We start from the raw sequence: 11,127 nt of genomic DNA, 5'->3' as shown, positions 1-11,127 counted from the left end.
ACTGGAGGGGCGACCGGCCTTTGCATAGCGTTGCGCCGGCCCGCATCGAATATCAATGAACAATTCACCGGGCGGCGTTGCCCGCCCACGGTGAATCCCTGCCGGGGCGTGCGGAATTGCCTCTGAGGCAGAACGGCGATTCAGCCGGTCTTGACGGACCTCTGACGGAAATCCGTCTCCGGCGGCGTCCGGGCACGCCCGGCGACTACGACACGGGCGTAAGGAACCGTTCCGGCAGGCAGGCGTCGCACGGCCGGGCCTTGCTCGCGAGGAGCTCGGCCCGCGCCTCGGCGGTGGTGAGGGTCTCCTCGCCGCCCTTGGGCACCCAGCAGCCCGCGTGGTGCACTTCGTGCATGGTCCGGCCGGAGCCGGTGTGGGAGGTCACCGGCCAGACCGCGTGCTCCAGGTCCGGCCGGTAGGGCGCACGGGAGGCGGCGGCGTGCACCTCCTCGTACGGATCCTCGGTCAGGTGCTGGAGGACCGCGCAGCGGACCCACTCCCGCGGGGGCATGCCCGCTTCGTCTGCGGCCGCCGTGATAAGGGCGAGTTCGTCGTGGCTGAAGAGCTGCTCCATGCCGCGCGACGCTAGCAGTGGCGGAGCGCCGATCGGGTGGGATGCCGGAAGGCGGCATATGCGGGTGGCCTGCGGCGCGGAACGGTCCCCCGGGGCGAGCGGTCGCCGTAAGGCCACGTGAGCGACTTCCGGACGGTGGCCGAAATACGTCACTTCCCGGCGGACGCACGGGAGTTCACGCCCACCGAGGGCTCAGGGCCGGTTCCCGGAAGCGCGGCGGTTCCCCCGAACGGGGACCCGGCGCCCGCTTCCGATTCACCCTTCCGGGCCGCCGGACTCCTCAGCGGGCCGGTCGGAGGGGGGCGGAGGTCCCGCCGGCCGGGGCCGCCGACGGCCGTGAAGCGGGACGGCGTCGTCCCGACGTGCCGGGTGAAGTGGCGGTTCAGGTGGGACTGGTCGTAGAAGCCGACGGCGGTGGCGACCTCCGCCGGGCGCTGCCCGGACAGCACGAGCGAGCGCGCCCGCTCGATCCGCCTGCCCGTCAGATAGGCGTGCGGCGGCAGTCCGTACGTCTGCTTGAAGCAGCGGACGAGGTGGGTGGGATGGGCCCGCAGGGCACCCGACGCCTCCTGGAGCGAGAGGCCCCCGCGTATCCGAGAGTCGAGCAGGTCGCGCAACTCCGCGGCCAGCCGCCCCGCTTCGCGGCCGGACGCGGTGGGGCGCGGGACGGCGAGCCGGTCGAGGTGTCCGTGGAGCCGCTCGCGGATGAAGGCGAGCCGGGACTCCGCCTCAAGGGCGTCCCCGGCGTGGGCGAGGGCCGTGTGCAGGCCGTGAACGCGCCGCCACAGCAGGCCGTCGAGGAGCAGGGGCACCCCGGCGGCCCGGCCGGTGAACCGCTCGGGGAGGACCGTCGTGTCGAGATAGAGCACACGCTTGCGGAATCCGGCGGCCGTGACCGTCCGCCCGTCGTGCGGCACCCCGGGCGGCAGCAGGGCGACGGCGTCCGTCCCGGTGGCTCCGTGGCGGTGGCGGTCGAGCGCGAACTCGACCGAACCCGCGTCGACGATCATCAGCGCCCAGGTGTCGTGGGTGTGGGCCGGATAGGCGTGGTCGACGAACCGGGCGTGGAACACCTCGGCGATGCCGGGCACGGCCGGCCGCCAGGCGCTGACCTTCGTGCGGGAGCGGTCTCCGATCATGCAAGGAACGTACAAGACCGCCCGTGGCCGGCCCCGGCACACTCGGGGCAGCGGCCGGAGCACCGGCCGCGTGCCAGGAGGAGCCACCATGACCACGACCACCCGAGCCGTGAACCCCGCCGCGGAGCTCGCGGCCGTCCAAGGCCACTGGGCCCAGCGGAAGATAGCGGATCTCAATAACTACGAGGCCAAACTCGCCAAGGTGCAAGGCGAGTTCGTCTGGCACACCCACGACGACACGGACGAGCTGTTCCTGGTCGTGAGCGGCCGGCTCACGATCCAGCTCAGGGACGGGGACGTCGTCCTGGAGCCGGGCGAGCTCTTCGTGGTGCCGCGGGGCACCGAGCACTGCCCCAAGGCCGAGGAGGAGACGGCCATCCTGCTGCTGGAGCCGGCCGGCGTGGTGAACACGGGCTCGGCGACCGCCCCGGAGGGGCCGGCCCGCCGCGCGTGATCAGCCGGCCCGCGCGCGTCACGACGGTTCGTCCGGTGCCGGCAGGACGTCGTCCAGGAGTACGGGGAGGTCGCGCACCCGTACTCCCGTCGCGTGCCGTACCGCGTTGGCCACCGCGGCCGTCGTGCCGACGATGCCGAGCTCGCCGAGGCCCTTGGCGCCCAGGGGGTTGACCACGTGGTCCGTCTCGTCGACGGTCTCGACGGTCACCTCGCCGATGTCGGCGTTGCAGGCGATGTGATAGCCGCCGAGGTCGGTGTTGGTGAAGCGGGCGAGGGCCCGGTCCACCTGGGTCTCCTCCATCAGCGCGTGGCCCGCTCCCCAGATCATGCCGCCCGCCAGCTGGTTCCTGGCCGTGCGGGGATTGATGATCCGGCCGCAGGCGAAGACGCCGACCATCCGCCCGAGCCGTACGCGGCGGGTCGCCGGGTCGACGAGGACCTCCACGAACTGGGCTCCGTGACTGAACATCACGTGCGTGGCACTGATCGCGGGGGCCTGTACCAGTCCGCCGGCCAGACCGAGGCGCGCGCCCTCGGCGCCGAGCTCCGGCGGTACCCACGAGGCGTCGGCCTCCAGCACCCCGCCGGGGAGGTCCGCGAGCGCGCCCCCGGCCGGCAGCCGGTCGCGGGCGGCCCGCGCCGCCGCGCGCACGGCGGAGCCGGCCGACGCGGTGGTCGTCGAGCCCCCGGACAGGGGCCCGGCGGGCAGGTCGCTGTCGCCCAGCCGGACGGTCACCGCGTCGGCGGGCAGGCCCAGTTCCTGGGCGGCGATCTGGCCCAGCACGGTGTACGCGCCGGTGCCGAGGTCGTGGGTGGCGACCTCGACCTCGGCCCGGCCGTCGGCGGTGAGCCGTACGCGGGCGCGGGAGGGGGCGCGGTAGACCGGATAGAGGGAGGACGCGCAGCCCCAGCCGATCAGCAGGCCGTCGCGGTCGCGCATCGAGCCGGGCCGGGGGTCCCGCCGGGACCAGCCGAACAGCTCGGCGCCGCGCCTGCGGCACGCCGTCATGGAGCGGCTGCTGAAGGGCAGCCCGGTGACGGGGTCGCGGTCGGGCTCGTTGCGCATCCGCAGTTCGAGGGGGTCGGCACCCAGCGCTTCGGCGAGTTCGTCCATCGCGCTCTCCAGCGCGAAGGCGGCGGGGAACTCCGCGGGCGCCCGCATGAAGCCGGGCGCGTTGACGTCGGTGGGCACGACGTACTCGCGAGTGCTGATGCTGGGGCAGGCGTAGAGCCGGGTGGTGACCTCCGCGCCGGGCAGGGGCAGGACGTCGGCCCGGGAGTTCTGCCCCCAGGTGTGGTGTTCGTAGCCGAGCAGCCGCCCGTCCGGCGCGGCGCCGAGCCGCACCCGGTGGCGGGTCTGCGGGCGGAACGAACCGACCGTGAACATCTGCTCCCGCGGCACGACGAGCTTCACCGGCCGCCCCAGGGCCCGGGCCGCGGCCGCGACGAGGACCGTGTGCCAGAGCACCGTCGCCTTGCCCCCGAAGCCCCCGCCGACGTACGCGCCGAGGACCCGCACGCTCCCGGTCGGCAGGCCGAACATCCCGGCCAGCGAGGCCCGGGTGCCCTGGACCGCCTGGGTGGGCATGTGCACCGTCAGCACGCCGTCCCGCCAGGCCGCGGTGGTGGCGTACAGCTCGATGGGGTTGTGGTGCATCGCGGGCGTGGTGTACTCCGCCTCGACGACGACCGGCGCGCCGGCCAGCGCTCCCCCGGCGTCCCCGGCCTCGATCGACGCGCCCTCGCACAGCAGGGCGCCGTCCGCCTCCTCCGCCAGTGTGGCGTGGGCGGGCCAGGTCTCGTACTCCACCGCGACGAGGTGCGCGGCCTCCTCCGCCGCCTGGAGCGAGTCGGCGACCACGAGGGCGATGATCTGGCCCGTGTAGTGGATCTCGTCGGAGGCCAGCGGATTGACACTCGACTGGAACAGCCCGCCCGTGCCCACGAATTGGCCTGGCGGCAGCTCGGCCTCGGGGTTGCGGTGGGTGAGCACCAGCCGTACGCCGGGCACGGCCTCGGCGGCGGCCGTGTCGAGGGCGGTGAGGCGGCCACGGGCGACGGTGCTGGTGACCAGCGCGGCGTGGGCCGTGTCCGGCCCGGGGACGTCGGCCGCGTACCGCGCGCTGCCGGTGACCTTGGCGAGCGCGTCCGCGCGCACCACGGGAGCTCCCACGACGTCCGTCACCGGTGCTGCTCCTTCCGACTCGCGATCATGAGTGCTTCGGCCACGACGCGCGGGCCGAGGCGCAGTTTGACGGTGTTGCCGCCGAGGCCGCGCGCACCGGCGAAGGCGGCCCGCCCGGCACGGCGGGCGGTTTCCGCGGTCAGCGGGCGGCCGGTCAGCTCGGCCTCCGCCTCCCGGCTGCGCCAGGGCCGGGTGGCGACGCCGCCGACCGCGATCCGTACGCCGGTCACGGTGTCCCCGTCGAGCTCCAGGGCGACCGCGGCCGAGGCGACCGCGAAGGCGTAGCTCGCCCGGTCCCGCACCTTGAGGAAGGCGGAGCGGCGGCCCGCCGGGGTGGCGCGCACGGTGATCGCGGTGACGATCTCGCCGGGGCGCAGCACGGTCTCCTGGTCGGGGCGGTCGCCGTAGGGCCGGTGCAGGTGCTCGAAGGGCAGGGTGCGAGGGCCGTCGGGGGAGATCAGCTCGATCTCGGTGTCGAGCGCGGCGAGTGCGGTGCCCCAGTCGCCGGGGTAGACGGCGACGCAGGCGTCCGAGGCGCCCAGCACGGCGTGTTCGCGGTTGACGCCGGTGAGGGCGGAGCAACCCGAGCCCGGTGTGCGCTTGTTGCAGGGTGAGACGCCGTCGCGGAAATAGGCGCAGCGCGTGCGCTGGAGGATGTTCCCGCCGACGGTCGCGACGTTGCGCAACTGCTGCGACGCGGCCTGCCGCAGGCTCTCCGTGAGCAGGGGGTGGTGGCGGGCCAGGTCCGGGTCCTCCGCCACGTCCGCCATCCTGGCGAGGGCGCCGAAGCGGAGTACGGGGCCGCGGGTGTCGACGGTGCGGAGCTCGGTGAGGCCGCCGATGTCGACGAGGTGGCGGGGACGCATGACGTCGAGGCGCATCAGGTCGACGAGGGTGGTGCCACCGGCGAGGACGGCGGTGCCCGGTTCGCGGGCGGCCCGCACCGCCTCGTCGAGGGATCCGGCACGGCGGTAGTCGAAGGGGCGCACGGCTACATCTCCTCGGCGGCCGCGGCGACGGCGGCGACGATATTGGGGTAGGCGGCGCAGCGGCACAGGTTTCCGCTCATGTACTCGCGTATCTCGTCGGCGGAGCGCGCGTGGCCTTCGCGTACGCAGGCGTCGGCCGACATGATCTGGCCGGGGGTGCAGTAGCCGCACTGGAGGGCGTCGTGGTCGATGAAGGCGCGCTGCACGGGGTGCAGTGCGCGCTCGCCGTCGTCGCCCGTGCCGGCCAGCCCTTCGATGGTGACGACGTCGCGTCCGGCGACGGTGACGGCCAGGATCAGGCAGGACAGCACGCGCCGCCCGTCGAGGTGGACGGTGCAGGCTCCGCATGTGCCGTGGTTGCAGCCGGGTTTGGTGCCGGTGAGGTCCAGGTGGTCGCGCAGGAGGTCGAGGAGGGTCGTACGGGGGTCGGCGGGCAGCTCGTGCCACTGTCCGTTGACGCGTAATCGGAGCGGAGGGGTGGCGGGGCGTGCGTCCTCCGTGGAGTCCATGTCATCTCCCGGGTGGGCTGGGCTTGTTGGGTCGTCTCGGGCGCATCAGACTTTCATGGCCGGCGCGTCGCGGCTAGGTACATGCGGGGCGGATCCGGGCGGGGCGGCCGGAGTGGAATCCCCGGTTCGGCAAGGGCCCGGACGGGGAAGAAGTCCGGCCATGTCCGACGGCACGCACGCCCACACGCACCCGCCCGCCCTCATCGACCGAGCGATGCAGAGCTTCCCCGTGCACCACCCCGACGCCCAGCTCCGCATCGGGGCCCTGCTCCATCTCACCGGCACCGCCCCGCCCGTCGGACGGCTGCGTGACCACGTCGCCGAGCGGCTGCCCGCCCTGCCCGCCCTGACGCATTTCCTCGCCGACGCGGACAGCGGGTGGACGCGGGCGCGGTGCGTCGATCCCGCCGTCCACGTCGTGGAGCACGCGCTGCCACCCGGACCCGAGCACCTGGAGCGGGCGGTCCAGCGGCTCATCCGCGTCCCGTTGCCCGAGGGCGCGCCGCACTGGCGCGTCCATCTGCTGCGTGGCTACGAGCCGGGGCGGTACGCGGTGCTCTATCTCGTCCATCACACCATGCAGGACGGGGCGGGGATGCTGCACACCCTGGAGACGCTGTTCACCGCGCGGGGCATCCCGGAGGGCGAGTCGTCAGCGGTGGTGCGCGGTCTCTCCCCCGCCCCGCCGGTGACGCCCCGGGACCGCTTGCGCGCCCTGGCCACGACGGCGCGCACGGCCGGCCGGTCCCGCATCTGGGCCTCCGCCCGGCACCCGCTGTCCGCCCGGCGGACCTTCCGCTGGGCGCAGGTGCCCGCCGAGCGGTTACGGGAGGTGGGCCACACGCGGGGCGGCACCGTCAACGACGCCTATCTCGCCACGCTGGCGCACGCGGTGCAGAACTGGGCGGCCGGTCACTGGCCTCCCGCGCGCCGCTCCGCGGAACTGCCGCTGATCATGCCGGCGAACCTCCGCCGCCCCGGGGAGGCCGCCGCTCCCGGCAACAAGGTGGCGATGGTCCGGCTCGCGCTGCCGGGCGGGGACGTCCCGTTGGCGGAGCGGCTGGACGGCGCGATCCGGGCCACGGCCCCGCTGCGGTCGCCGGGCCACCGCGAGGCGCTGCGCCGCGCCGCGTCCCTCTCGTACGTCCCCGCGTGGCTCCTGCCCCGGCTGCTGCGGACCGTGGGCCGCCCGGACCGTGCCACGGTGGGGGTGTCGGGGCTGCTGGCCCGGCACGAACTCCAGCTCGGCGGGGACCCGGTGACGCGCGTGCTGCCCGTGGGCTGCCTCCCGGAGGCGAGCCCGTTCGGCTCGCTGATGCTGACCTATCGGGGGGTCTCGACGGCGTGCTTCATGACGGACCGCGCGCTGCCCGGCCTGAACACGCTCCATCTGCGGTGGCGGCGGGCCGTGGAGGGGTGACCCCGGAGCCCGCGGGGGTCAGCGCTCCGCGGACCGCGTGAAGCGCTCCTCGTACGCCGCGGCCAGGTCGCGCAGGGCCTGGCCGCAGTTGCCCGCGTAGGACGGGCCGTGCATGAGGCCGAGGGTGGTCGGCTCCAGGGCGGCCAGTTCGCGCATCGTCGGTGCGGTGTTGGCCGTGAGGCAGGAGGCGCCGAAGACGTCCTCCGCCGCGAGGGCGGGCCCGACGATCTCCGACTCCGTCAGGGCGGGGGCATCGCCGATCCTGGTGAAGAGGTCTCCGCACAGGAGCGTGCCGGTCGTCTCCTCGTACATCAGCCCGGCGTCCCAGCCGTGCGGGACGTGCGGGGTCTCCAGGCGGCGTACGCGCTTGCCGCCGAGGTCGAGGACCTCGCCGTGGTCGAGGGGGCGCGGCGGCCGGTCGGCCAGGTCGTTGACGGACACGGCGCAGCCCATGGCGCCGTGGGCGACCTGGGCGTGGGGCGCCGCGGCCAGCCAGGAGTTCATGGAGCCGCACTCGTCCGCCTCGACGTGGCCGAAGGTGATCCAGCGCAGGCCCGCCACCGGTGTGACCCTGGCGACGGCTTCGCTGACGAGGGGGAACAGCGCGCGCAGTCCGCAGTGGAACAGCAGGGGTTCCTCGGCGTCGACGAGGAACTGGTTGAAGAGAAGATCGGCTTGCTTGATGTAAGTGGAGAGCCGGTAGATGTCGGGGGCGATCTCCGTGACCGTGGTCTCCATCAGGCGATGTCCTCTGCGCTCCGGCTGCTTTTCCCCCTCTTTACCCTCATCGGGCGGACGGGGAAGGCACTTCACGGCGGGCCGCTCCGGGGCCGGTGGCGCGGTTCCACCTGACGGCCCAGGCGGGCGGCCCGGTCAGGCGACGGTGGTCACGACCACGAAGCGCAGGTCCGGGTGTTCGGCGGGGACGAGGACGTGGCTGGTCACCTGGATCTCGGCGCCGTCGTGGCAGGGCAGCCGGAGGCGGAGGCGGTGGCCTCCGGGGTGTTCGACCACGGCGTGCTGTTCGGCCCAGATGCGGCGGCAGGTGCCGTTGGTGGCGAGGATGTCCTCGATCAGCGACCGGATGCGGGCGTCGCGCGGGTCCCGGTGGCTGGCCACGCGGAGCATGGGGAGGTAGATGCGGGCGCAGGTGTCCTCCCAGTCCAGCACCTGGGTGCGGGCCTCGGCCGAGGTGAGGGCCCAGCGCATGAGGTTGGCCTGCGGGTCGCGGGTGAAGGGGAACCACTGGGTCATGGGGGTGTTGGCGGCGACGATGTTCCAGGCGGCGTCGGAGAGGTAGGCCGGGTGCGGTGCCTGGTGTTCGAGGAGGGCGACGGTCGCGGGGTCGACGGTGGCCTGGCCGTGGTGGGTGCCGTGGACGGGCGGGCGGCGGCCCGATACACCGAGGAAGAGGGTGAGCTTCTCGGTCTCGCTCAGCCGCAGCGCCTCGGCGACGCGCAGCAGGAAGGCGTCGGAGAACTCGCGGGGCGCGCCGGTCTCCAGCGCGCGGTACCAGCCCTCGCTCACTCCGGTCAGCCGGGCCACGTCCGCCTGTGACATGCGCGATCCGGCCCGGTGCCCCCAGATGCGCAGCTCGGGTATGCGCCGCCGGTCCACACGCTCCCGCCAGGCCCGCAGCAGCCGGCTGACGGATTCGCCGTGAGGGCACGCCACCGTCGCCGGAAACTCGGGACCTTGGTCCTGTTTCGCCATCAGTTCACGGCCCCGTCTTTAATCGATCATTGCCATGTCTGTTTCTACCGGATCATGACGGCGCTGACCAGTCCGGGCCCCGACGGCCGTTGAATCCGGGGCGAGTTCACGGGCTACGGAAAGGGCTTCCGGATGCCTTCGGCGGCACCGCCACTGAAACTCACGACACTGCGAGTGATGGATTACCTGTTGCAGACTCTGAGAGCGAAGAAGGCGTCGCGGTGACTCACACCCCGTGACGTCCGATGCCGTGCGTCCGGAGCCGGGCCATATCCGGGTGCCATATCCCGGGCCATGAGGGTTCGTGAGCCATAAGGATTCTTTGGGGGTGTCAGAATATGCGCTTCAAGGTTCTCGGTCCTTTGCGGATCTGCGACGGTCCCGAAGTCGCGGTCCTGCCTCCCTCGAAGCCGACGATTCTGCTCGCAGCGTTGCTGCTGCGGCCGGACGCTGTGGTGTCGACGGACTTTCTGCGGCGCGCGATCTGGGGAGACGAGGAACCGTCCTCGGCGAAGGCGGCCCTGCACGCGTGCGTGCTGCGGCTGCGCAGGACGTTCACGAAATTCGGGATATCCGGGGCGGTGATCGAGTCCGTGCCGGGGGGTTACCGGATCGTCGTGGAGCCCGGTTCCCTCGATCTGGTCCGGTTCCGGGAACTGCGGGCCAGGGCGCGCGCCGAGCGGGATCCGGAGGCCGAGCTGTGTGTGCTCAAGGAGGCGCTGGCGCTGTGGCAGGGGCCGCTGCTGCCGAACGTGCCCTCGGACTTCCTGCGCCGGGGTGAGCTGCCGGGGCTGGTCGAGGAGCGGCTGGCCGTCGTCGAGCGGGCCTGCGACATCGAACTCGCGCTGGGCCGCTGCGGGCAGGCGCTCGTGGAGCTGTGGACGGCCGCGCGGGCGCACCCGGGCCACGAGCGGCTGCGGGAACAGCTGATCGAGGCGCTCTACCGCACCGGCCGGCAGGCCGACGCGCTGGCGGAGTACCGCGAGGTCAAACGCTATCTGCGGGACGAGCTGGGGGTGGACCCCGGAGCCGGGCTGCGGCGGCTGGAGATGAGCATCCTGCGCGGCGACCCCCTCGGTCCGGCCGAGGCGACCGGCCGGCAGGACGCCCCGCCGGCTGCCGTACCGGACTCGCCGGTCGCCACCGTCTCGTGCTTCACCGGCCGGGCCTCCGAAAGCGCCGCGATCGTGGACCGGCTCACCGCCGACCGCTCGGGGCCGGCGATCGTCGTCCTCACGGGCGCCCCGGGCATCGGCAAGACCGCGCTCGCCCTGCACACGGCCCGGCTGGCCGAACAGCACTTCCCCGACGGCCGGTTCGCGGTGCGGATGACGCGTGCGGACGGGCGGCCGCGCCCGGCCGGAGAGGTCGCCGCCGAACTGGACCGCATGACAGCGGACTCACCCCGGCCCCGGGAGGGCTGGCGGGCATTGCTGATCCTCGACGACGTGACCGACGCCGAGCAGGTGCGGCCACTGCTGCCCACGGGCGCGGGCAGCGCCGCGATCCTGACCGGCAGGCTCGGGCTGGCCGGGCTCGTCGCGGCGCACGGCGGCTGGGTCCACCGGCTGGACACGCTCACCGAGGACGAGGCGTGCGCGCTGCTGACGGCCGTCCTGGGCGACGCCAGGGCGGGGGCGGAACCGGAAGCGGTCCGCGAACTGACGGCGGAATGCGGCCGTTTCCCGCTCGCGCTGCGGATCGTGGGCGCGCGCCTCCTCACCCGCCCGCGTCTGACGGTCGCCGATTACGTGGCCCGCCTGCGCGAGGATCCGCTGTCGCGGCTCGCCCTCCCCGACGATCCGCGGATGTCGGTGCCGAAGGCGCTGGGCGAGGCGCTCGAACGGCTGGACCCCCGCCTGGCCGACGCCTTTCTCCGCGTCGGGGCGTCGGCGCTGCCGCGGATTTCGGCGGCGGGTGCGGCGGGCCTCCTCGGCATTCCGCCCGTACCGGCCGGGGAAATCCTGGAACGGCTCGTGGACGTGAGCCTGCTGGAGGAGGAACCGGCCGGTCACTACCGCATGCACGAGCTGCTCCGGCATTTCGCCCGGCGCGTCCTCGGGCACCAGGACGACCCACCCGCGCTGACCGCGCGCCATTGAATTCATCCGTCTCCTTCACAAGCTCCTTCACGAGGTGAAA

Annotated in this window: 10 protein-coding genes; 3 read left to right on the top strand and 7 right to left on the bottom strand. The window is 73.6% G+C overall.

Translation table 11 applies throughout. The features are described 5' to 3' along the window. Window positions 1–205 precede the first annotated feature (205 nt). Window positions 206–574, bottom strand: a complete 369-nt coding sequence (locus ACFY1P_RS23815) for a DUF6233 domain-containing protein (RefSeq protein ID WP_361524605.1) — start codon at window positions 572–574, stop codon at window positions 206–208. A 149-nt stretch (window positions 575–723) separates the two neighbouring features. Next, complete coding sequence (locus tag ACFY1P_RS23810; protein WP_390751816.1) at window positions 724–1,713, bottom strand: helix-turn-helix domain-containing protein; 990 nt, start codon at window positions 1,711–1,713, stop codon at window positions 724–726. An 88-nt stretch (window positions 1,714–1,801) separates the two neighbouring features. On the opposite strand from ACFY1P_RS23810, the gene ACFY1P_RS23805 reads away from it, so the two are divergent. Continuing rightward, window positions 1,802–2,167: a cupin domain-containing protein gene (locus tag ACFY1P_RS23805; protein ID WP_390751815.1), complete on the top strand. Its 366-nt coding sequence runs from the start codon at window positions 1,802–1,804 to the stop codon at window positions 2,165–2,167. A gap of 18 nt (window positions 2,168–2,185) precedes the next feature. On the opposite strand, the gene ACFY1P_RS23800 is transcribed toward ACFY1P_RS23805, so the two are convergent. The 3 genes from ACFY1P_RS23800 to ACFY1P_RS23790 are packed head-to-tail and all read right to left on the bottom strand — an operon-like array spanning window position 2,186 to window position 5,852. After that, complete coding sequence (locus ACFY1P_RS23800; RefSeq protein ID WP_390751814.1) at window positions 2,186–4,354, bottom strand: xanthine dehydrogenase family protein molybdopterin-binding subunit; 2,169 nt, start codon at window positions 4,352–4,354, stop codon at window positions 2,186–2,188. Further along, window positions 4,351–5,343 carry an FAD binding domain-containing protein gene (locus ACFY1P_RS23795; protein ID WP_390751813.1) on the bottom strand — a complete coding sequence of 331 codons (993 nt, stop codon included), beginning with the start codon at window positions 5,341–5,343 and terminating at the stop codon, window positions 4,351–4,353. The genes ACFY1P_RS23800 and ACFY1P_RS23795 overlap by 4 nt, the downstream gene beginning before the upstream one ends. A gap of 2 nt (window positions 5,344–5,345) precedes the next feature. Next, window positions 5,346–5,852 carry a (2Fe-2S)-binding protein gene (locus tag ACFY1P_RS23790; protein ID WP_390751812.1) on the bottom strand — a complete coding sequence of 169 codons (507 nt, stop codon included), beginning with the start codon at window positions 5,850–5,852 and terminating at the stop codon, window positions 5,346–5,348. 160 nt (window positions 5,853–6,012) lie between these two features. On the opposite strand from ACFY1P_RS23790, the gene ACFY1P_RS23785 reads away from it, so the two are divergent. Then, on the top strand, window positions 6,013–7,272 hold the full coding sequence (locus ACFY1P_RS23785; protein WP_390751811.1) for a wax ester/triacylglycerol synthase domain-containing protein: 1,260 nt from the start codon (window positions 6,013–6,015) through the stop codon (window positions 7,270–7,272). Between the two features lie 18 nt (window positions 7,273–7,290). Here the strand turns inward: ACFY1P_RS23785 and ACFY1P_RS23780 are convergent, their stop codons facing one another. Beyond that, on the bottom strand, window positions 7,291–8,010 hold the full coding sequence (locus tag ACFY1P_RS23780) for an MBL fold metallo-hydrolase (RefSeq protein ID WP_361524585.1): 720 nt from the start codon (window positions 8,008–8,010) through the stop codon (window positions 7,291–7,293). A 135-nt stretch (window positions 8,011–8,145) separates the two neighbouring features. Beyond that, the gene (locus ACFY1P_RS23775) at window positions 8,146–8,985 is read right to left on the bottom strand and encodes a helix-turn-helix transcriptional regulator (RefSeq protein WP_390751810.1); all 840 of its coding nucleotides are present in this window, start codon (window positions 8,983–8,985) and stop codon (window positions 8,146–8,148) included. A gap of 338 nt (window positions 8,986–9,323) precedes the next feature. Here ACFY1P_RS23775 and ACFY1P_RS23770 point away from each other — a divergent pair, with 338 nt between their 5' ends. Further along, the gene (locus tag ACFY1P_RS23770) at window positions 9,324–11,087 is read left to right on the top strand and encodes a BTAD domain-containing putative transcriptional regulator (RefSeq protein WP_390751809.1); all 1,764 of its coding nucleotides are present in this window, start codon (window positions 9,324–9,326) and stop codon (window positions 11,085–11,087) included. Window positions 11,088–11,127: the final 40 nt, after the last annotated feature.

The sequence above is a fragment of the Streptomyces sp. NPDC001407 genome, from assembly GCF_042895325.1.
Lineage (GTDB): Bacteria > Actinomycetota > Actinomycetes > Streptomycetales > Streptomycetaceae > Streptomyces.
This window is presented reverse-complemented; position numbering and strand designations above follow the sequence as displayed.

Coding starts and splice junctions, on each gene's coding strand:
- ACFY1P_RS23815 (WP_361524605.1), bottom strand. CDS start 574: ATGGAGCAGCTCTTCAGCCACGACGAACTCGCCCTTATCACGGCGGCC.
- ACFY1P_RS23810 (WP_390751816.1), bottom strand. CDS start 1,713: ATGATCGGAGACCGCTCCCGCACGAAGGTCAGCGCCTGGCGGCCGGCC.
- ACFY1P_RS23805 (WP_390751815.1), top strand. CDS start 1,802: ATGACCACGACCACCCGAGCCGTGAACCCCGCCGCGGAGCTCGCGGCC.
- ACFY1P_RS23790 (WP_390751812.1), bottom strand. CDS start 5,852: ATGGACTCCACGGAGGACGCACGCCCCGCCACCCCTCCGCTCCGATTA.
- ACFY1P_RS23785 (WP_390751811.1), top strand. CDS start 6,013: ATGTCCGACGGCACGCACGCCCACACGCACCCGCCCGCCCTCATCGAC.
- ACFY1P_RS23780 (WP_361524585.1), bottom strand. CDS start 8,010: ATGGAGACCACGGTCACGGAGATCGCCCCCGACATCTACCGGCTCTCC.
- ACFY1P_RS23775 (WP_390751810.1), bottom strand. CDS start 8,985: ATGGCGAAACAGGACCAAGGTCCCGAGTTTCCGGCGACGGTGGCGTGC.
- ACFY1P_RS23770 (WP_390751809.1), top strand. CDS start 9,324: ATGCGCTTCAAGGTTCTCGGTCCTTTGCGGATCTGCGACGGTCCCGAA.